This window comes from Colwellia sp., from assembly GCF_013215345.1.
In the GTDB taxonomy this organism is placed as follows: domain Bacteria; phylum Pseudomonadota; class Gammaproteobacteria; order Enterobacterales; family Alteromonadaceae; genus Colwellia.
Map to the genome: position 1 here is coordinate 1 of NZ_JABSOV010000050.1, position 22,150 is coordinate 22,150.

Consider the following 22,150-nt stretch of genomic DNA (forward strand, 5'->3'; position numbering starts at 1 on the left):
GTTAATATCGAAAGCTAGGTCTAGCTGCTCACCACGACGAATTGCCATTGATAAAGCGCGCATGTCATTTCTATCAACATCGCCGTCGCCATCCATATCACCCGCTGGGTTTATAATAACTGTCGCAGTTGCCATAGCAGTTGCGCCATCGTTATCGGTAACCGTTAAGCTGATATTATACTGACCAGTTTGAGCGTAGTTATGTTCAGGGTTTTCCAAGTCACTAGTACTACCATCACCTAAGTTCCATAAGTAACTAACAATCTGACCATCTTGATCAAATGAACCCGCACTACTAAGCATTAAGGCGTTGCCGGTAAAACCGGTATAACTTGTACCTGCTTGCGCAATGGGTAACTCGTTAGGCATCGAATGGTCGGCATCATCTCTAATGTCGTAATAAGCTTTAAAAGTCACTTCACTGTAAGCATCAAACGGGTCAATCATGACATTAAATATGCCACCTTCATTGAACTGGCAGCTCTCTAATGCACCAGGACCTTCCCAAGGACGACAAGTAAATGACTCAATAGATACCGCTTTATTTTGGCTAACATGTAAGTCAGGATCGCCACTTGAACCAGCAACAATCTCGATAACCACTAGTGAAGCAGCTGTTGGCACACTAAATTTATAAGTACGTGGTTCACTACCTTTCGCAGCAGATAAACCAATTTCTTCAGCTAAATAGACACGGCTACAACCATCACATAACACAGCATCATTTGGGTTATATAACGTGATATCAACTTGAGTATTAGTTGTGCTACTTATACCCATATCATCGGTAACAGTTAAAGATGCTTGATACTGACCAAGTTGGTTATAGATATAAATAGGATTAATTGCTGTGCTGCTATCGCCGTTACCAAAGTCCCATTGGTAGCTGACAATACTGCCATCAACATCCGTTGATGAGTCACCTTTAAAGTGCACTTCATGGTCAAGCATTGCTTGGTAAGTTGGCGTTGTATTAGCGAAAGGTGGCTGATTGGCATCATCTTTCGTTTCATAATAAACATGTAACTGACCATCCCAATATTCAGCAAATGGGTCGATCATTATGTTAAAGGTACCGCCTTGAGCAAACTCACAGTATTCGGCTAATTTAGCTGCACTGAAGGGCTTACAATCGGCGCTATCCATATCTACTGCTTTATTACGGCTAACATACATATCAGGATCGCCGCCATAAGCTCCGGCAAAAACGATCACGACTTTCTCTGCGCTATCAGGGATAGTAAATTGAAAGTTTTTAGCGGCAACACCTGCTGGCGACCATAAACCGCTTTGCTTAACAACATGGTAGCGTTTGCTACCGGCAGCTAATAAAGGATCTTCAACGGCTAGTACTTGTAAGTTAGCTTGATCATATTCGCTAAAAGCATGCACAGTGGCATAATATGAATCAGTTGTTTTGGGTCCTAAAACGCCGATAAACTCTGGCGTTGCTGCAGATAAAAACGAAATGTAATCCGCCTGCCATGAGCCATCTGCGAGTAGGGTAGGTGCTTGACCAAGCGATACATACATATCAGGGTCTTGACTATAACCAGATAAGTAAAAGGCTAAAGCTTCAGTACCAACAGGTGCATCAACAACAAAAGTATCAATGGCATCTTTTTGTGCTGATAAGTTATCAAAGCTAGCGATAAGCTCACCCGTTGGGCCATTATCAGTGCCTGAAATACCATCCCATGGATGATCTGCATTGCTAGTATATGCAGTTAAACCGGTAGCAATTAGGTTGTCGTTTGACCAAAGTGTCGAACGTGCATCACCATGCAAAGCGGCAGTCATACGTGCTACTTGGCCTTGAGTAAACATGGCGTAGTTGCTGGTATAGTGCATGAAATTCTCGGTGTTGGTCGGCTGACCAAGACAGTTTGGTGAGTTTTCATACATGTCAGTTGATAACGACATTTGTGGGGTATCACAGCTTCTATCACCGGTTAAACCACAAAAAGTTTCGTTTGCTAATGAACAGCTATTGCCGGCAAAGGTATGAGGTAAATTCAACCAATGGCCAAATTCATGGGTTAATACCGAGCGGAAATTCTCATCGGTATTATCACCAACATACCAACCGTTATAAACTACGCGCGAAGTATTAGCTTGCGTCATAGTTAGATCAGGATACCAAGCAACACCAGAGTTGTTGGTTGAGCCATCATCGTACAAGTCGTTCATAATATAAACGTTCATGTATTTAAAGTTGTCCCAAGCATCGGCAGCAATGGCAGTATCAGCGCCACTGCCATTACCGTAACCTGCTTGCTCACGACCGTAGCGCACAATACCTGTGGAGTCAGCGCCAGTAGGTGATTTTTTCGCTAAAACAAACTCAACATTTAAGTTGTCACGAATGGCTTGAAATTGCGGGGCAATGGGACCATCTTGAGTATTGGTACCAAGGAAGTCTTCATTCAAGCGTTGTAATGCATCAATGATCTTTGCATCAGTTAAACAGCTTTGTGCAGCATCATCACAGGTGAAGTTCTCACCATAAACGTGAAATACCACCGGGATATAATATCGTCCGGCAACGCCATTATCTTCTATTGTTAAGGCGCTACTACTTGCCAAAAGGCTACTTGCTAATGATCTATTTGATAACGACCTACTTTTTTTTCTTGATGACAAAGTAAATTGTTTAAGCTCTTTGTTTAATTTTTTTTGTAATTTATTCCAGTCTTGGCCGTTGTCATCAATGGCACAGACTTGGTTTGCTGCACTAATACTAGACTGATGAACATTGCGACTTTTTAGCTGACTTTTTGTTAAGCTTTTTCCCTTCACCAGTGTTTTTTGTTTAATCGGTGCGGCTTGTTTGCTTGTCTTTACTTTTAATTGTTTAGCTAAGCCATTCTCAGGCGTTTGCTTTCCCGCTACAGCAGTTAAAGATGCACATAGCACCATTAACATAGACAGACTCATGACTTTATTGTTGATGAGACTCATTTTCTATCCTTGGTTATTATTATATTTTTATCTGATAGCCAGTTACTTATCTTGTCCATAAGTTACGAATTCACTATAAAAGTATTGGGTATCAATGATTTGTTGTTGTTATCGGTTAACTCGCTATCAAGAAAGTTGTGCAAAACTTAATGACTATAAATTAGACGAACTTTGTAGCGAAAATCATCATAAACAATATTAGGTATATTGTATATCTTATATCTTTAGCTTATTTAACAAATATTACATTTTAATAACGCCGAAATGGTAGTCATTAAAAAAGGATAGTTATTGGGCTAGCGGCATCGCGAGCAAAACATCAACAAAGATTCAGTTATTGAAAGTAAGAAAACTACGAATAGATCAATAAGTTCTAACTATATCGTTAAAAGATGTAATTAATGGCGGTGGTGGGTTGTATTAATACATCAAACGATAGTAATAATGATCCCTATTTGTCTTTGGTTTTTTAACATGAACTTATCAATTGTAAATTTTGCTGTTACGACAGCATTAACTGAAGCTTTATACCAATTCCATTAAGTTTGTTCTCACTCAGAGCTTGTCAGCGTTTTGAGAACAAATATAATTTTTTTGTATATAGTCACTCTATATCAAAGAAATTCTGTGCGGTTATCTAATCGCTGACAAACTCCCGAAGGGCGAGTTTAAAAGGCTTACAGCCTGCGTTATTGATTTTGACAAGGGAATACCATTCTCTTCAATCAATGCCTTGCCTCTAAGCCTTTTAACTCTCGCTGAGTGGGAAGAAACTTATTGGAATTGGTATTAATTGCCACGCCCGCTTTTAGCTCGAACAAAATTTAACAGCGAAAGATAAACAGCCCCTAAAGTATTGTTAAAAAATTGACTAGTTAGCAAGTACTCAAGTTAGCTCAAACTTTTGATAACTTAAAAGGCTTAAGCTTAATTGACCTTAAGCCTTTTTTATTAGCCTTCATGGGGTAGAATAGCGCTCGTTCATCAAGCTAACTCTCTTTCTTACCTATTCGAGTACCACAGTAAATGTTTACCACCATAAAAAATTCAGTACCAATGAGTGTTTGGTATATGTTGATTTCGGCTTTAGGCTTCGCCTTAATGGCTGCCTGTGTAAAAGAGGTCAGTGGTTTAGGTATTCCAGTACTGGAAATTGTTGCCGCCCGCGCCATAGTGTCGGGTTTTATTAGTTACGCAGACATTAAGCGTAAAAAGATTTCCATCTGGGGACATAATAAAATCCTGCTGATTGCCCGCGGTGCTGTCGGTACGTTTGCTCTAATGTTTGTATACTATGCGGTAACAACTTTACCGCTAGCCGAAGCGACAGTATTACAATATTTACATCCTATATTTACCGCTATTTTGGCGTTGTTCTTTTTGAAAGAAGTGATACAGCGCTCAACCATAGCTTGTATTGTCATTAGCTTGATTGGCTTATTTATTATTATTCAGCCAAATTTACAAATAGACAGCGGTGTACATTACCCATGGCTAAGCATTGGCGCCGGCGTGCTCGGTGCTTTAGGTAGTGCAGTTGCTTATATAATTATTAAAAAGTTGACCAAGACTGATGACAGCTCGGTCATTATCTTTTACTTCCCACTAATAGCCTTGCCCATTTCAATAATATTGTTGGGTGACGATTTTGTTGTACCGAGTTTAGCGGCGACAGGGTTACTCATTTTAATTGGCATATTTACCCAAGTAGGGCAGGTTGGTTTAACAAAAGCACTCAATAGTGCCGATGCGAGTAAAGCAACGGCTTATTCTTATGTACAAGTGCTATTTTCAGTCTTTATTGGTTGGGCGTATTTTAGTGAAGTGCCAGTGTTTACTACCATCATTGGTGGTAGCTTCATTATGGTCGGTGCGTTAGTGAATGTCTTATGGAAGCGCTAGTTGCTAATTAGCGTATTTTTCTCGGTTTACTTAATGCACTTATTAGTGTCAGCAGCTGAGAACATTAATTTATAGGTCATGACTTACATGTCATAATTTACCGCCCGGTGTAGCCCGTCATTACTTCCGTCTTGTAATCTCGCTTCATCTTTAAATTTATCATAAAAAGTATGATTTTTTTCATCTATGACACCGGTAATGCCATCGTTTATTAACTGAAGCTCTGCTACTTGCTCATCAACAAATTGAGTTACCTCTTCATTGTCACATTTTATCCCGACTAACAATGCCATGGCTTTATCGCTTAGAGCTTTCGACTTGCCATAACTTTTTTTCTCGAGCATTTCCATTGCTTGCAGACCATAAATAGAAGATCTTAGCCTAGTATTTAATATGTCTAATTGATCAACTTCAGCTTGATTACTGTCGATAGAGACATAGCCATTTGATTGCTCTACCTTCAAAATCATGACTAATAAAGTACTACTTTTAAGCATCTTGACTTGCTCTTTAAGATTTTGAGGAAGTGCTAGTAAAGCATAAAAATGCGCTTGTGTTGCCGGAAGAGAATTAAAGTTAGCCAGCTTTTTATCTAAATCGGCCTTTACTTCAATTCGGTGCACTGTTGACTCAAGCCTGATGATAGCGTTCAACGCAGCCAAGGTTCTTTGTAAACAAACTACTGAACTCAATACGGTTAAAGGCAAACATAAGCGACCATTGAGTAAGTGTTGTCCTTTAAAGAATACAGACTGTAACTTAACAATCTTTTTGTTTTTATCTACTTGATTCTTCTCTCTTTTTGTTGTGACATAATCAACAAAAATACCGAGCATAAACAAGGAAAAAACAATTATTGAAATGAGAAACATGTAAGCTAAAGCACCTTAATTGGTTTGATGATATCGATAAATAAAATTTGGCTGCATAGAATTTATCAAATGCTAGGGCGGTGTCAACTATTGAGGGTAAATAGTTATAAAGCCATTGAACTGTATGGTTAAATTTGAAGAAGAGTGATTGGGCTAATCAATGTGTTGTGGCAGCTATAATTCATTGATCAGCTAGTAGGGGCTGGTATTGGTTAGTGCTGATTCTGCTTACATAATTTAATCGTAGCTTAGCTGCTGCTGGTCATGAGAATTTTATTGACCAAAAGGATGTACTTTTGATAGCTCAACTAACTCTTCTCGCACACCAGATAATTGCTTGGCGTAAATAGTTAAGCTTTTTAAGCCGACCAACAAGCGTGATTGTACTTGCGAGAATCGGTTATCCAATTCTGGTGCCCAGCCTTGGGCTAAGAAGTCATCAACATTTTGCACAATGGCATGTAAGGGTAACCAAGTAAGGTGACTATTTTTGGCGGCATAACCTTTTAACAAGGATATAGGGTTGCTACCACCACCAGTGGCTGAAACCCCTATGGCGAAAGCTGGCTTGTGGCCTAGAGGTAAACCGTTGGCCGAGCCATTAGCAGTTAACAATAATAAGTTAACTAGGGCAGGGGGGATCATGCCGCCCCATTCAGGGGTAATAAACACTACCGCATCACAGCTATATAATTGCTTTAATACCGTATCTTTATTATTAATTAATGATGTAGAGTCGTCTCTATTTATTCCGCCTTTATCGGTAGTCTCTCTGCCTATACCATAGTGGTCTAATAAAACCGGGTAACGTGATAAGTCTAAGATTGATGACTCAACACCTTGCATATCATTCAATATATTCGTTTGTAGATATTGCGCGACCGCAAAGCTTTTAGAGTCATCTCTTTGGCTACTACTGACCAGTAGAATATTCAATGTCTTTTCCAATATAGTCTCCAATACCGGCTTCAATAGCTTTGCCATTAGGTACCGCTAGTGCGCAGGTTTTTATCAAGGTTTTCTTAAGTTTATAGTAATTACTTATTAACTTTTTTTATCGAGTTGGATGCATAAATTGCACAAGCACCAGTGATTAAATAAAATACTGCATATTGGTGAGCATTATTAAACATCACATCATCAATAAAATAATATGAAGCCATAAATACTCCTGCGATACCACCACCAAATAAAGCGCCAGAAACAGAAGACATAAGGGTATTGCTATTGTTAGGTTGAGACATACTACTTTCCTTACGTATAACGCCTAGGGTAAATTTAAATAATTGGCGTTAACTTAAATGAGTTTAATTAATTTATTTTTTTAGATTGCTAAATAAGCTTGGCAGTGACAGTTGAGCCAAGATTAAAACACAGAAAACGGTTTTTTGTCCTGATTGAGCGGTTTTTTATCATTCCACATCATCTGTCTTTGTTGCAAAGCTGACTTTGTTCCAATGTATATAGCCCCGGACATTAAGCAGTAAAAAGGCGAAGTTTCCTAATGCCATGCCGTAGCTAGACATAAAAAATACTCCTAAAATAATCCAGAATACGTTCGATATAGCAAAAACTACAAAGCCAATTTTTAGTTTGTTACCCAGTAAATAAGCGCCATATAAACTTAACGATATAGCGAGCCAATCTATGGCATAGTGCGCAAAAATATTTTCCATTTACCTAAGCTAACCTTCTTTTTATAAACCGGTATTTATCAACCGATGACCTACTTGCCAGTGACTTGAACACAATTAACTTGATCGTAATTGACTTGACCAGAATTGATATGGCGCATTAACCTTATACCACCTAGGTCAGTAGAGAAAGCCAAGTCGAGATAAAATGATTTCATATTAGGTAAACAATATTACTCTAAGTGTTTTACTACTTTAAGCCCCTGGTGATACTTAACTAAGTTTATAAGCCTATAAATTTTTAGCTAAAGCTTTACCGCTATGCTCGACACTAACAATGACATCAAAGAGAATGGCTTTATAGATAAAATCGGCGAGGAAATAGCCCATCAGCTAAAATAACTTTTTGTAAAATGAGTTAAGCAGGGGAGCGTTTTCGGGTATTCGTAGCTAGATATTTATAGGTGATTTTTTGTAGGGAATTTTCGTAGATAGGTTCTCGTAGGTAAATTACTGAGAGAAATTGAGCGGGCTAAATGTTTAAGCCCGCAGCAAGGTTTGCCTAATGATTAGTTGTATTAAAAGCAATCATAAGTAGAAAATTAGTCTAGTTTATTATCGTTAATCAACTAGCCCTGCATTAATTGCATCTTCAATGTCTTCTGCTGTCCAGCCCTTACAATCATTATATGTTTGACCACAGTGACAGCTTGCTTCAATCATATCGAAATATTTCCATGTATCGAACACTGGTAATAAGTTGTTTTTGCTTGTTAAGTTGCAGTCACTTCATTTACTGTAGCTATCTACTCTGTTGAGGCCGGTGTTTCTTTTAGTAAGGCTATACCAAAAGCTAAAAACCAAAGGATCTGCCCTAAACCAAAGAGTGCAGTAGTCAGCTCAAAAAAAGGATTTTTTGATAAAAAGAAAAGTCCTGAAAAAGCGTTAAAATCCCGGCAACAGCAACCAAAGTACCCCAATAATGTAGCCAAGCGTAAAATATTTTACTCTTTAAACCCACGTAGCTAATCGCCAATAGCCACACGGCACCAACGAGCTCAATGCCACCACCTAATGCGTCAACAACAATAGAAATAGTGCGGTAAATTATCAGCGTTTGTTCTGAATCTAAGGCATGGTATTTGACTATCGCAGCAAGACTGGTAAGGAAAATCAAACTACTTGCCAGCACAAGGAAAACCCAAAGGCAGCCTACAATAGCGGTGAATTTCATCAATTCAGGAGAAGCCTGTTTAAAACGTTGATAAATAGACTGCACCAAGATAATAAGCGCAAAACTGAATAAAAGCCCACTCACTAAATAGCCAATAAAAAACGTATCTCGATTCTCAATGATAAACTCAAGATAACGCTCAGGTGTGTTATATCCGCTGGCATCTAGAACACCAAAAAATAAAACAAAGCCAAATATATAAGTGAAAGCTTCTGTTATTGCCGCTATGCCACCCCATTTTTGTATGGTCATGATTATTCCTTATCTAGGTGATTGGTTACACTGATTAGGGTACAAAGCACTTAACGTTGTAATGACATTAACGCTAACATTATCAGTATCAGTAATTGGCTGAAGTTCTTCATTATTTGGGCTAAGCCAGAATACTTGCATGCCGACAGCTGTTGCTGGTTTAATATCCTTTTCGAAATTATCACCAACCATGGCAACACTTTTGGCAGGTAAACTGAGTTTTGTCAAAATAGCTTGGAGAAATTCAGCACTGCCTTTTGATAAACCTAAGTTAGCTTTACAAAAATAACCTGAGATGAATTGGCTTAAACCTACCCTCTCAAAAGCCAATTTAATTTCTAATGTAGTGGAGTCGGCCGCGCCAGTGGCAATATATATTTTGCAGTGTTTGGATAATGCTTCAAGAGTTTCTTTTGCGCCAGAAACTGCCTCAACATTTTGCCAATCACACATTTTTCCGCTTGCATCAGGGAAGTCGACCATTAAAGTGTCGCCCCAATCAAAAAGGTATACCTTTATCATAAAACCTCCGTGTAAATTGTTTGCTGTTAAATACTTTTATCTCTGTATTTTTAAATATTAGCCTTGATTTAAACCAAGCTGTTTTTGTTTTTTTTGGTTAAACCAAGTGAAACTAAGCGATGGGACTCGGTGAGATAATACTGTAGTTCTTCATCTTTTACTTTTGTACTGTCGAATTGCTGAATCCATTTCATGCCGCGATTAGCAAAGTAGGGCGCTGGTTTATAACCATCACACTCACTTAAAAAACTGAAATTTAATGGTGAGGTTTTAAAGGTAAACGCAGCTTGTTGGTCTTGGCTCCAACCACCAATAGCAAAAACTTTACCACCGACTTTCCAAACATGTGAATTGCCCCATTGCATTACATAGCTAGTTTCAGCTAAAGAACCACAAAATTTATTAAACTCATCGTAGCTCATGATAACGCCTCACTTTGATACTTACTGATAAAACTTAATAGAAAATAGCTAACCAAACTGTTGCTTCATCAGCTGATGTTTCAATCACTCTATGCTGTTCATGGGCTTTGATATTTAAGTAATCACCTTGCTTAAGTGTCACCTTATCACCATTAATATATTCAATGACACCATAACCAGATAAGACTATAAGCCATTCATTTTCATCTTGATCATACCAACCAGTTTCTGGCGATGTTTGTCCCTTTGAGACAATACGCTCAACCCTCAATTTTTCGGTAATGAGGATATCTTCGAATATTTCATTAGTTAGTTCGGCAGGAATATTGCTAAATATATTGGTCACGAGTTTAATCCTCTAAATATTATTTAAGTAGAGCTAGCCGTTTCACTAATAAGTAGATAATTAGTGGCTGATTTGTGGTTAATAGTTAGCTTATATTTTCGCTAAGCAAGGCATGGGCAGGATTAGTCGTTTGTGCTAAATACAGAGTGATTTCTTTGTGTGCTTGGCGAAATGGTTTGTATAGGTGAGACTTTAATTCTTTCTTAACTGGTTTTACCGCTATGCCTTTAATGACACAAAATAAGGCCAAGGCATAAACCGTTTCTAATTCAGGTAATGCTGCTTGTCGATTAAGGCTACGGTTGTTACATGAGCCACAACCACCTTTAAATTGGTAAGCTGTATTAGCGAAAATAACACCAAAGCCCATAAAACAGGCAACTAAATCTATGGTTTGTGGCAATGCTTCTTTGCCACTTGGAGCGCTTACACTTGAAGCAAGAGCATCATGTTGATTCACTAAAATACCTGCCTGAATTTGTACAAAATAAGCAATCATATCTTGCGGTTGGTTCAGCTGACTGGAGTGAAAAGCAATGTCTATGTTTGTGTCTAACTTTAGGTCTAAGTCTAAGCCAGGCATTACTGCTTCACCCTCTACCTTGTAGCTTATATTCGATGTAGCTTTAGCATTGCCTTGCGTGCTTACCTTTGCGCTTTCACCTCGCAGCCGAGACTGAAAAAACAACTGCGGCATTGGCTTTGACACAAAATGATCACTGGATACCAAGTTTAGTGGCCATGAGGTCATGCCAGTATACTTAAGAGTATTAGAAAAAATAGTATTCGCCATTTCATCAACACTGCTGGAACTGCCCGGATAAAAAGAATTATTGGGTAATATCAGCTCACTATTTTTTTGAAGAAACTCACCGTCAAGTTGCTGCATACACCAAGAAAAAGTATCAAAAATCCATTCTTTCGATGATTCATCAATAATAGGTTTCGCTTTAAAAAAAGTTGATAACATTAACTGCTAGTCCTTATTTATTATTTAGTGACTGTCCGGTGATTGTTTCATAGTTGTGTAAAAAATGGATTAGTCATAGCTTAGTCGCTCATGACTATATCTAAGTTTTAGCGCTAGCGTTAGCTAATACCAAACAGATCAGTTAATTAGTCTGATTGGTATAATACACCCGCGGGTAAGGTGCCTGCTACTATGCTATTTTTTCTGTGCACTGACTCCCATCAGATGCTCTACCTTGACCACGTTCTTAAAACCAGCTGCTTTTAATCGGCGGATGACGCCATCAACAAAGCTGCTGCCTTTCTTTACTACATGTGGATTGCCAGTGTAATGAAAAAGTCGTCCGCCTGGACGTAGCACACGGCAAATTTCTCGGTAGAATTCTTCGCTATAAAGTTCGCCGGCGAGAGAAAAACGTGGTGGATCGTGAATTACTGAATCGAATGAAATTGAAGGCATTGTGCCTATCAGCTCATAGCTACTGCCTTGACGTTGTACAATACCGTCATTGCCCAAATCTTTTGACCAAGGGTTTTGCGCGCGCAGTCCAATTACCTGAGGGCTCAGTTCTATGGTAAGCACTTCGCTTGCACCTAATCGGTGGGCAGCTATGGCCGCGTAGCCGAGTCCGCTACAGCAGTCTAATACCTTGTCACCTTTGCGCACCGCCTGTTGAGACATTTCGGAAGCACTGGTAAAGGGGTCTGTACCCTTGGATATATGCATTTTAACGCCGCTAATTTCTAGCAAAGGTGCACCTTGGGTAGGAACTAGCTTGTAGTAACCAGAGCTGCGGTCTTCCAGTGGTTCCATATCACCATCGCTGCAGAGGTAGATACGTTGGGTTTTCTTGACGATTTTTTTCAGTTCGTTAATGGAGAGTTTATTGTCTTGGTCGAGAACTAGCTCTTGGTCAATGATGGAAAATTCTTGCTCTGAAATATTCAGGTCAGTAGAGAGCATAACGCAGGACAGTCCTTTAGCAATGGCCTCCAGCGCTTGTTGGGCATTTATTGTATGAAGGTAGTAGCCGAGCATATCGTTTGTCTATTGGTGAAAAATACTGAGCGCATTATACACGCTTCAGTGTTTCAGGCTTAGTTAAATAAGCCATTAAGCCGGTTCTTAAATATACTCATTCAGTCGATGTAATCAAGCGACTGAATGGCCACTTTATTTTATTTGATACAATGCTAATAAGTTAGCTATTGTGCTTGAAACGTATGTTCAATAATACCGTTATAAGTAACTAATAGCTGTTGGTTAAATGTGAAATAAAGTGGTATGAGGCAGCTGTTTATGCATTTTTTTACAATGATTCTTACGCATTTTTAGTGCGAATAAGAGAGTATGTTTTTAGTATAGATATACTAACTATTAACAAGAGAACTTGCTAATAAATGTTGATATAAAGAGCTTGGGAAAAGGTAGCATATCCGCTACCTAACAACTTTACCTAAGTTTTTAATCCCCTAACCTTTTATATAACTCATCTTTAAAATAATAATTACCATAGTCATCACGCATCTTATAATTTTCAATGGCATGGGCTACAATTCTAGGAGAGAAAGCTACAAAAATAGCTCCCATATCACGAATGACCGGAGGACATGTATTCCTAACCATTTCACGTGAGCCATCTAAATTGACACATATAATCGTGCAACCTTTCTCGATAGCAACTTCAGCTTCCCATTGAACATACTTATGTTTGCTTTTTGTATCCTTGCCAATGAGCATGACATACTTATCGGCCATATTTATACGCTCTCGACACTTGGTTTTGATAAACTCTTCATTTTCAGAAGCTAAAGCATCATTCAACTGACAATCATTAAAGTCCAAATCAATATTGTTGTTAGCTCTCCATGCTTGCATCAACCTGTAATCATCAATATCTGTACTACTAAAACCTACAAAAGCATTCGATAATCCCATTATTGTATTCCTAAGCTAATTGGTTACTGTTGAGAGGTATAGCAGTCTATTGATTCTGTTTTAGTACAAATCTACTTATACCGTTTTTAATTAACTTTATCGTAACAATTTAATTAATAACATTACACGCCATGTCAAGAAGTAAGTAACTAATAATAATAGAAAAACCTGAGGTATTGATATCGCAGGCTTTTGAAGGAAGTATATATTGTCTTAAATTAAGCCATAAATACCCTAATGACTAGTGCCTTTCTCATAACTAATTTTGTTAAAAACATTGTACTTACCGGACGGTTTTTTCATTGGTATAAGTTTCACTATTTCTAAGGTGCTCTTATCAATAACGTGTACCTTTTCGTTATTGGGACCAAAGAATACATCGGTCCATGCATAGGGGGAGTTAGTGTGGCTGCGCATAAAGAACCCCGGTCCTTCGGTTTTTATCTCCTTAATCACTTGCCAAGTTTCCATATCAATAACGGTAATTTTACCTTCTTTGATATTGAGTGAAGCAAACACTTGTTTGCCTTGATAGTTCCAAGTAATTCCAGAGCCTAAATGTGGCATACCGGTTAAAGCGATAGAGGCAACTTTCTTTTTGGTATCTAGGTTAATTACTTGGCCATTGTGACTGTTTTGCGCTGTGCCAATTAAGTTGATGTAATCAGGGTCAAAGAAAAAATCATTTAAGTAATCATCGGTTTTAATACGGCGAATAGGGAATTGATAGCTTTTTTAGATAAGTTAGCCCTTGATAACCCTGAAACTGAAGTGAATGTCACTAAGCAATAGAGGAAGCAGTAAAATAGGTAGTAAGAGCTGAAATAGAAATAGCGGCCACTTAGTTACTAAAAATATAATCCCCTTGTCTTGCTTGAGAAAGTAAGTAAGGGGCTTTTTTATTTGTCGCAATGGGGATTAGTCATGACATCATTGTTGCAAGTGGTATAATTAGCTTATTCAAACCAGTTAAGTTAAACATAGTTGCCACCTTTGGCTGCTTAGGAAAAAAAATGACTAATAAAGATATTTATAAAAACAACCCGTTACATGGCACTAGCCTTGAAACCGTATTAACTGAACTAGTTAATCAATATGGCTTTGAAATTTTAGCCGCTTATATGAACCTAAATTGCTTTAAGCAAAACCCGAGTATTGAGTCGACTATCAAATTCTTGAAAAAAACCTCATGGGCACAAGAAAAAGTTGAAGCCTTTTATATGTATCAATATAACAGTTTGCCAAAAGCTGATGATGCTAATTTTGAATTACCGCCACGTGATCGCATTGTGCCATGTGGACTTGAGCAAAGACCACCGAAAGAATTGAGTTTAGAAGATGCTGAAGAGCTGCGTATTAAACAGGCTAAGAAAACCCGTGAACGCGCAGCCGCATCAAGACCTGCTAACCCTTGGGGTAATTAGTTGCTTTGTAGGAGATAATTTTTTCTCGAATTTTTGAGTTGTCAGTCAGTTTTTCGCGGTTAAACTCGCTCCTACAAGGATCTTATGGATTTATTCTCTGCTTTACTCGACGAGCCGCTAAATATTCTACCAAACGATGGCGAGGTTAATTACTACGGCGAAATTATTCCGCTTAGTGACAGTGACTTTTATTTTGAGCGCTTACTTAACAATATTGCTTGGCGGTGCGATCAAGCATTAGTGTTTGGTAAACTCATCGAGACGAAAAGAAAAGTCGCGTGGTGCGCTGATACCGTTGATGGCAAACCTTTTGCCTACACTTATTCAGGCGTTACTAGGCATTCGATACCTTTTACCCAAGAGCTATTAGCTCTGAAGAAACTGGTTGAACAACATAGTAATGAAAGTTATAACTCTTGTTTATTAAACCTCTATCACTCAGGTGAAGAGGGCATGGCATGGCACAGTGATGGTGAGCTGGATTTGAAAAAAAATGGCGCCATTGCCTCGTTGAGTTTCGGCGCAGAGCGAAAGTTTTCCTTTAAACATAAGCTATCAAAAGAGGTTGTGGCTCTGCAACTTAAACCTGGTAGTTTGTTAGTGATGAAAGGCACAACCCAGCAACATTGGTTACATCGATTACCCCCAACTAAGAAAGTATTAGAGCCGCGAATAAATCTTACCTTTAGAACTATAGATAAGCCTGAACTCAAGTAAAGTAGCTGTGCTTTGCTTAACTTTTAGCGTAAATTTTGACGCTATATTTGGCTTAATAAATGCAGCGCTTATATCAATAGTTATCGACAGCTACTCAAAGCAGTAAAGATCAGTAGATAGCAATAAGCGTGATTTAACTTAGTTTAACCTCAGTTTTTATATGTTTTAGCCGATAAAAAGGGTAGAGCAACTGTTTTATAACCCGCTTATGAACTAAGTTTGCGTACCGTTAGAAATGGTGGACATTATGACAATTGAAAAGCAAAGGCATTACTTGTTATACGGTAATCGCGCAGTAATCTATGTGGCAAGTCTCGTTGGACTTTTTTTTGAGGTGAATATTGCTTATGTGGTAGCGCTAACCTTATGGTTATGGCTACCACAGTGTTTATTATTAGAATTAAATTTAATTAGAGCGATCAAACATTAACAGCTATAAATCTAACTTCTAAAGCTATTGAAGGTAACAATGACTTAAGGTCGTTTTCAGCTAAAGTAACTATGCCACTACACTATGCACTTAAATGCACGTAAGAAGCAGTACTAGGCATCATCAAGCTATTATAAGCATCCATTTGCTTATTAGCTAAGCTCTGATTAAAAGCGTTGTTTGCTACTTCAGCAACTTTGTTAGCGGACTCTATTGGCAAAATAGTAGGCAGTTCATGCTCTGGACGTTGTCCAATACCTTCTTTTACTTCTTGATGTAATTCATATAGTGCAGCATAAGTATCCGTTAAGGTAGACACTGCATTTATGTTGGTTGAATTGTTACTTTGAACGTCACTATTGGTACTTTCTTGCAAATAGATATCAAAGAGTTTTTGCTGCTGCTGGTAATATGACTGCATCAAATCAACATCTTTAGCGGTTTGATAGTTTGATTTGAGGTTTTCTACTTGCTCAGCTATTTTGTCATCAGCACCTTGTTGTAAGGTGTTCTTTTGCTCAGGTGTTAATATGTCGCTTAAGTCAGAATGAGACTCACCATGTGGTCTAGCAGATGATACTGGCTGAATTTGTTTGAAGCTAGCCGTAGAAGAAGTTATTTGCATTGTCATGTTAACCACCTTGCTTAATTTAATAAGAAGTTACACAAACCAAGTACTGACTTGATGTAAATATGATAGTTAAAAGTGCTTGGACAAATTGTAGTCGTTTGTAAATGTCTTGCAATAAATTGTTGTTTGTTTTTTGTACTGAAGGTGTAGTAAAGCTTGACCTTAAATAAGTTGAGCAAGTTCATTTATTCAAGCAAGGACAAGCAAAAACAGTGCTTTGATTGTCCTAGTTCACTTATCAATACATCTTAGTGCGGGGCGGGGTTTAAATGTGCATAATCGGCTTTAACTGCCACAATAGTGTTTAACCTTGCTTTCGCCATAGCTTCTTTTATCGCTAGGCCTTGCAAACCTTGCTCAACAAAAGCTTTTGCAGTTACTCCTCTTGCTGCTTTTACCGCCGCTTGTAAGTACTCTTCTTGTGGATATGGGCGCTGTTCAAAACCTAAACGACCTAAAAAATCAGCCTTACAAGCCATTAAAAAGAAATCAAACTCTTCTGGTTTACGCCAAATATCTAAGTGATTGAACATTTTTAACAGTGTGCTAGCTTTGAGCTCAAAGGCTTTATGACAATGTAAGTGATATTCACATACTTTTAGCGCCAGTTGTTTGTAGTGTGTCGGTACTTTCAGTTGCTTAGATATTTTCTCAACGAGTGGTAAGCCTGATTTTTCATGACCTTTATGGCTAGGTAATAAATGAGTCTCGGTAATACCTTTACCTAAATCGTGGCATAGTGCGGCAAAGCGAATAGCGGTTTTATTATCATCTTGCAAGTTGGGGGCTAATTGAGTTAACAAAACGGCTTGTTGCAATACCATCATAGTATGCAGACCACTGCATATCTCCGGATGCCAAAGGGCTGGATTCGGAATGCCCCATAAAACGGCAAGTTCAGGCCATAATTCCTCTAAGGCATTACATTGCTTAAGTACTTGAAAGAATACCTCGGGATTACCTGAGTTAATGTCAGCATTATCGCCGCCATCAGCCAAACTTAATTGCATTTCTTGCCAAACACGTTCAGGGGTTAAGGTTTTTAACTCGCCACTGGCACTAATTTCCTGCATTAGGGCAAGTGTTTCATCGGCTATGGTAAAGCCGTATTTATGATAGCGGGCGGCAAAACGTGCTACCCGTAATACCCGTAACGGATCTTCAACAAAAGCGTCACTGACATGGCGTAAAATACGATCGTTAAGATCTTTTTGACCATTGTAGGGATCGATAATGTCACCGTTATCAGCCATTGCCATGGCATTTACCGTTAGGTCGCGTCTTAATAAATCTTGTTCAATGGTGACATCTGGGGCGAAGTAGCAACTAAAACCAGTATAACCTTGGCCTTGCTTTCGCTCTGTACGGGCGAGGGCATATTCAGCTTTCGTTTGCGGATGTAAAAAAACCGGGAAGTCTTTACCTACTTGTTGGTAACCTAGCTTTAGCATTTGTCCAACACTGCTACCAACCACTAAATAATCTTTGTCTTTAATAGGGCGGTTAAGTAGCTTATCGCGCACCGCACCACCGACTAAATAGCTGTTAAGTTGGCTATGTTTACTTTTAGAGTTGTTGCTTGACAAGGTACGACCAAAATGAAGAGGAGATTAGCTAAAGTGTATCATAAGGCCGTAGAAAATTCAGGGAGGGGCAGTTAGGACAAAACAGCATTGAATGCTGCTTTATCCATATAGTCCTATTTAGCTATTGCTAGAATTGAACATTAAAACTGCTTGTTAAAATTGGTAGTTAAGACCAATATTAACCGTGGTTCCTAGACCTTTAATATTGTAACCACCATAAGTGTAGCCTTGTGATTTTGTCGGGTAGTAATCTTGGTTAAATAAGTTTTCTACGCCGATAAATACTGACCAATCGTTAGCAAAATCATAGTTACCGCTTAGGTTTACTATTTGATAACTATCAATAGGGCCTTGGTCGCCAACATACTCACCGTCAACGGGGTCAAAGCGCTTACGATCGCCCACATACAAATAATTTAGCGCTAGGCTGATATCATTATTAGGGTTCCAGTTGATATTTACCGTCGCCTTAGGCGGACTAATTTGTTTAGCACCTAAATAAACATCAGCTTCAGTATTCTTACCTTCAACCCAGCTATAAGTAGCATTTACCGCCCAAGCTTCGTTGATATCATAATTGATTAGTGCTTCATAACCGTAGATTTCTTGTGGTGCTCGCACTGGCATATAAACACCCGTTGCTTCATCAAACTTATTGGTAGTGCCTAACTCTGAAGTACTGAAATAGGTAGCAAACTCAAAATGCACTTGTTCGAAGTCTGAGCTAAAACCGAGTTCATAATTATCGATAATAGAAGCCTCGGTACGAATAAGTGAAATATCGGTAACTGTTGCTGTACGTAACAAGCGACCAGTATCAGATATATCAGCCCCTTGTGAGTAGCTGATAAACGGGCTAAACAGTGCTAGGGCATTATATTTAACACCAATGTTATAAGTGGTGGCTTTATAATTTAAAGTATCACCAGTGACATTAACGGGGACAGAGCATTGGTCAATTTTTTTACATAACTTCAAGGTACTGTAATCATTAACGGTTAAATCAATATCTTCTTGTCTGACGCCAAACTTAATAACAAGGTCATCATTAAAAATAAGCTTGGTTTGTAAAAATCCGGCGAGACTTTCCATATCCATTTCAGGCACCCAAACTCGGCCATCTACCATGGGTTGAGAGGTGACATCATTAAGGGCATCGACCCCGTAAATGAAAGTAGCCTCAAGTGAGTTGCCATTATCAAAGCTGAAATCAACCAGGGTATTAAAGGTTACCCTTAGGCCTTTTTTCTCTGAGTTTATTAACGATTGACCGCCAGAATAGCCCTCTGCAGGGTTAGCTAATGTTGGTGAATAAAAGAAGATATTCTCAACTTCTTGGCGGTAAAGATCGACCATCAATCCTGTTTGCGTAAAGACTTCATCATCGACATATTTAAGCATCATATTATGGTTGGTCGGACCTTGAGGCTCACCGAGTACCGATTTACCAGCAGGTACTGGGATCGCTTGGGTTTTTTCACCTATATTTCTGTCGCCTATTTGATCTATTAGATCAACGTCTTGCTTTGATTGAAAATAGTTATAAGTAAACTGTAACGATTTCTCCTGGTCAAAGTGATAACCAAGCTTGGCAAAGTAATCTTGCATTACCGCATCAGAAAGGCCGTATTTTAATCCTAAAATATCACCATCAGCATCGCGCTGTAAGCCATTTTTTTCATAACTGGCATTGAAGACATAATTGAAGTTATTTACTTCACCATTAATGCCACCTTCATAACGCTGGCCGACTGAATCTTCAATCTCTATCGCACTAAAGCGACTTGAAATACTGGCATGGCCGCTTAGCGCTTTATCACTGTTTGCTTTTTTAGTGATGTAATTAATAATGCCGCCGGCAGCGCCGTTACCATAAATAGAGGTAGCGCCTTTAATCACTTCAATGCGCTCTATAACACTGGCATCGAGTGTTCTTATACCTAATGCGCCATTACGCAGTGGTGTAGATTGTGGCACGCCGTCAATCATTACTAACGGCGCTCGGCCACGCAATGTTTGTCCTGAATTACTGGAAGTGCCAGTACTTGGCGCCATGCCAGGTACTAAGTTAGCTAATAAGCTTTGAATCTCAGAAGATACTTTTAGCTGCTGTGCTATTTGCTTTTGGGTGATTATGGTTATTGAGGCAGGCACTTCATCTATGCTTTCGGCAATGCGACTACCGGTAACAATAATTCGTTCAATATCTTGTTGGTTAGATTTTTTCTGAGCTTTTTTCGTTTGCTGCTCTTGTTTCGTTTGAATAACGTGGTCTTCTTGATTCGTTTGGCTGTGTGCTTGGCCTGCTATGATCAGTGCCAATAGCGTAAGGGATGTTTTTAACACCTTATCTTCCTTCTAAGTATTATGAGTTAGTAATTATCCGCCTGCATGGTAATGATAATGGTTTTTATTTGCAATCGATTGTTACGCATTTGCTCTAAATTTGTTAACTCTTTGACATCCATCAAACAAGCGGTTAATTTTGTACCTTACTTTTCCTGCTCAGCACACGCCATGTACCGAAATTTTTTCTCCTTAAGTGAACTACCTTTTTCTATTTCCCCGGATCCTAAATACTTATTTATGAGTGATAGGCACAGGGAAGCGTTGGCACACTTAACATATGGCTTAGGAGAAGTTGGTGGCTTTGCCTTACTGACGGGAGAAGTAGGTACGGGTAAAACCACCATTAGTCGTTGTTTAATGGAGCAATTGCCTGAAAACACTCATGCCGCTTTTATTCTTAATCCAACTTTATCCTGTCAAGAATTACTGGCGACCATATGCGATGAATTAAAAATTCGTTATCGAAAAAACGATGCCAGCTTAAAAAACTTAACCGATAAAATTGCCGAAAAGCTGCTGAAAAATCATCAAAATGATATCAATACGGTATTGATCATTGATGAAGCCCAACATTTACAACCGGAAGTATTGGAGCAGCTGCGCTTGCTAACCAATTTAGAAACCAATACTAAAAAGTTATTACAGGTGATTTTAATTGGTCAGCCGGAATTACAGCAATTATTACAACGTCGAGACTTACGCCAGTTAGCCCAGAGAATTACCGCAAGATATCATTTAATGCCCCTAACAAAGCAGGAGTTGCATCAATATATTCAACACAGGTTAACTGTTGCTGATTGCGCTAGAGCCCTGTTTGATAAGGCAGCGTTAAATAAAATTCATCATCTGTCGCAAGGTGTGCCCAGATTAACTAATTTATTGTGTCATAGCGCCTTGATGTTGGCTTATAACCAAAATGATAGTGTCGTTAATAAGAAGACGGTTATTGCTGCGGCGCAGCGAGCACTGGGTGACGACTTAACTAGTAAGCCAACACTAAATAATTATAACGGTGCCCTGGTATTTTCCACGGCATTAAGTGTTGCAGCTTTTTTTGCTTTAGCAGGGTTTTGGTGGGGACAAACACAAGCGCCTTTAAATGAAGTTGTGGTAAGTACCACTAAAGTTGAAGTAAAGACAGTTGAGCTAGTAAATCCTGTTGTAGATGAACCTAGTAAAGCGAAAGTTACAATGATTAGCAGCGCACAAGCAGAGCACAATTCAACAGAGCATACTTTAGCAGAGCGTACTTTAGCCGAGAATCATTATTCCAGCCCAAAAAACTCAGCAAGTAATCCTGACCTTATACCGGCGAAGCAAGCTAACAATGCTGCCATTGAATACAAAGTGGAGCCAGCGCCCTCAGTTGCTAAGAGCACTAGCCAATTAAATACTAGTCAAAGGAACACTGACAAGACAATAATTGTCAGTGCAGAAAAGAAAAGCTTAGCCAATAATAATTATGAAGATTATCAAGTAAAGAAAGTTGCAGGTGTCTCTAATGATTTATTAGCACGATTTCAGGCGGCACTTGATGAAACTAATGATGAAAGCAAGGCTGACAACTTAGCTGAACAAATAGCTAGCAGTCAGTCATCTAACTCTCATTCAGTTAGTTATCAGCCAGTAAACTTCCCGTCAGTAAATGACAGCTCATTAATCAAGGGTAATATTTTTGACTCACTTTATAACAGTAATAACTCAATGGCAGCTATTAGGCCGCTGGCACAAATGCCACAACAAATCCAAAATTCCATACCGAGTTTAGATTTTGAACAACATATATATGCTTCTGATGGCCAAGGTTGGGTAAAAGTGAATGGTCGAGATCGTTATGAGGGCGACTATATTGGCGATAATTTAGTGGTTGAAAAAATATTACCGCAAAAGGTCATTCTATCTTTTCAAGGCGAAACTTTTAGTTTACCGGCTTTAACTAATTGGTAGACCTTTACGCTTT

General features: G+C 38.8%; 20 protein-coding genes and 1 pseudogene. 5 read left to right on the forward strand and 16 right to left on the reverse strand.

The annotated features are described in order from the left end of the window. Nucleotides 1–2,961, reverse strand: a 2,961-nt coding sequence (locus HRT50_RS09450) for a M43 family zinc metalloprotease (RefSeq protein ID WP_291613777.1), incomplete at its 3' end; no start/stop codon positions are given. Between the two features lie 1,026 nt (nt 2,962–3,987). Here HRT50_RS09450 and HRT50_RS09455 point away from each other — a divergent pair. Continuing rightward, a complete protein-coding gene (locus HRT50_RS09455) occupies nt 3,988–4,863 on the forward strand; it encodes a DMT family transporter (protein WP_291613779.1) in 876 nt (291 codons plus the stop codon). Between the two features lie 83 nt (nt 4,864–4,946). Here HRT50_RS09455 and HRT50_RS09460 read toward each other — a convergent pair whose 3' ends face one another. The 12 genes and pseudogenes from HRT50_RS09460 to HRT50_RS09515 all read right to left on the reverse strand — a co-directional run bounded on the left by HRT50_RS09460 (nt 4,947) and on the right by HRT50_RS09515 (nt 13,770). Next, nucleotides 4,947–5,735, reverse strand: coding sequence for a hypothetical protein (locus HRT50_RS09460; protein WP_291613781.1), 789 nt, complete (start codon nt 5,733–5,735; stop codon nt 4,947–4,949). A gap of 273 nt (nt 5,736–6,008) precedes the next feature. Continuing rightward, entirely contained in the window at nt 6,009–6,719 is a 711-nt protein-coding gene (locus HRT50_RS09465) for an NAD(P)H-dependent oxidoreductase (protein WP_291613782.1), read from the reverse strand. A gap of 53 nt (nt 6,720–6,772) precedes the next feature. Beyond that, complete coding sequence (locus HRT50_RS09470) at nt 6,773–6,979, reverse strand: hypothetical protein (protein ID WP_291613783.1); 207 nt, start codon at nt 6,977–6,979, stop codon at nt 6,773–6,775. Nucleotides 6,980–7,147: 168 nt separating this feature from the next. Further along, a complete protein-coding gene (locus tag HRT50_RS09475) occupies nt 7,148–7,411 on the reverse strand; it encodes a hypothetical protein (protein ID WP_291613784.1) in 264 nt (87 codons plus the stop codon). Between the two features lie 853 nt (nt 7,412–8,264). Then, nucleotides 8,265–8,855, reverse strand: coding sequence for a DUF4386 family protein (locus HRT50_RS09480; RefSeq protein ID WP_291613785.1), 591 nt, complete (start codon nt 8,853–8,855; stop codon nt 8,265–8,267). 9 nt (nt 8,856–8,864) lie between these two features. After that, nucleotides 8,865–9,377 carry an HAD family hydrolase gene (locus tag HRT50_RS09485; RefSeq protein ID WP_291613787.1) on the reverse strand — a complete coding sequence of 171 codons (513 nt, stop codon included), beginning with the start codon at nt 9,375–9,377 and terminating at the stop codon, nt 8,865–8,867. Between the two features lie 57 nt (nt 9,378–9,434). Further along, nucleotides 9,435–9,799 (reverse strand): annotated as a pseudogene (locus tag HRT50_RS09490) (MmcQ/YjbR family DNA-binding protein). Between the two features lie 34 nt (nt 9,800–9,833). Beyond that, complete coding sequence (locus tag HRT50_RS09495) at nt 9,834–10,145, reverse strand: cupin domain-containing protein (RefSeq protein WP_291613789.1); 312 nt, start codon at nt 10,143–10,145, stop codon at nt 9,834–9,836. Between the two features lie 85 nt (nt 10,146–10,230). Beyond that, complete coding sequence (locus HRT50_RS09500; RefSeq protein WP_291613791.1) at nt 10,231–11,115, reverse strand: hypothetical protein; 885 nt, start codon at nt 11,113–11,115, stop codon at nt 10,231–10,233. A gap of 195 nt (nt 11,116–11,310) precedes the next feature. Then, complete coding sequence (locus tag HRT50_RS09505; protein ID WP_291613797.1) at nt 11,311–11,928, reverse strand: methyltransferase domain-containing protein; 618 nt, start codon at nt 11,926–11,928, stop codon at nt 11,311–11,313. Between the two features lie 651 nt (nt 11,929–12,579). Further along, on the reverse strand, nt 12,580–13,053 hold the full coding sequence (locus HRT50_RS09510; protein WP_291613799.1) for a TIR domain-containing protein: 474 nt from the start codon (nt 13,051–13,053) through the stop codon (nt 12,580–12,582). A gap of 234 nt (nt 13,054–13,287) precedes the next feature. Continuing rightward, on the reverse strand, nt 13,288–13,770 hold the full coding sequence (locus HRT50_RS09515; RefSeq protein ID WP_367238866.1) for a cytochrome D1 domain-containing protein: 483 nt from the start codon (nt 13,768–13,770) through the stop codon (nt 13,288–13,290). Between the two features lie 296 nt (nt 13,771–14,066). Between HRT50_RS09515 and HRT50_RS09520 the strand changes: the two genes are divergently transcribed. From HRT50_RS09520 to HRT50_RS09530, 3 genes are all read left to right on the forward strand, one after another. Next, nucleotides 14,067–14,477 (forward strand): VF530 family DNA-binding protein, encoded by a 411-nt coding sequence (locus tag HRT50_RS09520; protein WP_291613801.1) that lies wholly within the window; start codon nt 14,067–14,069, stop codon nt 14,475–14,477. An 84-nt stretch (nt 14,478–14,561) separates the two neighbouring features. Then, nucleotides 14,562–15,194: an alpha-ketoglutarate-dependent dioxygenase AlkB gene (locus tag HRT50_RS09525; protein ID WP_291613803.1), complete on the forward strand. Its 633-nt coding sequence runs from the start codon at nt 14,562–14,564 to the stop codon at nt 15,192–15,194. A gap of 247 nt (nt 15,195–15,441) precedes the next feature. Next, on the forward strand, nt 15,442–15,624 hold the full coding sequence (locus HRT50_RS09530; protein ID WP_291613805.1) for a hypothetical protein: 183 nt from the start codon (nt 15,442–15,444) through the stop codon (nt 15,622–15,624). Between the two features lie 82 nt (nt 15,625–15,706). Here HRT50_RS09530 and HRT50_RS09535 read toward each other — a convergent pair whose 3' ends face one another. The 3 genes from HRT50_RS09535 to HRT50_RS09545 all read right to left on the reverse strand — a co-directional run bounded on the left by HRT50_RS09535 (nt 15,707) and on the right by HRT50_RS09545 (nt 20,187). Next, nucleotides 15,707–16,255 (reverse strand): hypothetical protein, encoded by a 549-nt coding sequence (locus HRT50_RS09535; protein ID WP_291613807.1) that lies wholly within the window; start codon nt 16,253–16,255, stop codon nt 15,707–15,709. 248 nt (nt 16,256–16,503) lie between these two features. Next, entirely contained in the window at nt 16,504–17,841 is a 1,338-nt protein-coding gene (locus HRT50_RS09540) for a multifunctional CCA addition/repair protein (RefSeq protein WP_291613809.1), read from the reverse strand. Between the two features lie 153 nt (nt 17,842–17,994). Beyond that, entirely contained in the window at nt 17,995–20,187 is a 2,193-nt protein-coding gene (locus HRT50_RS09545) for a TonB-dependent receptor (RefSeq protein ID WP_291613811.1), read from the reverse strand. Nucleotides 20,188–20,358: 171 nt separating this feature from the next. Between HRT50_RS09545 and HRT50_RS09550 the strand changes: the two genes are divergently transcribed. Continuing rightward, complete coding sequence (locus HRT50_RS09550) at nt 20,359–22,137, forward strand: AAA family ATPase (protein ID WP_291613825.1); 1,779 nt, start codon at nt 20,359–20,361, stop codon at nt 22,135–22,137. The last annotated feature ends 13 nt before the right edge of the window (nt 22,138–22,150 follow it).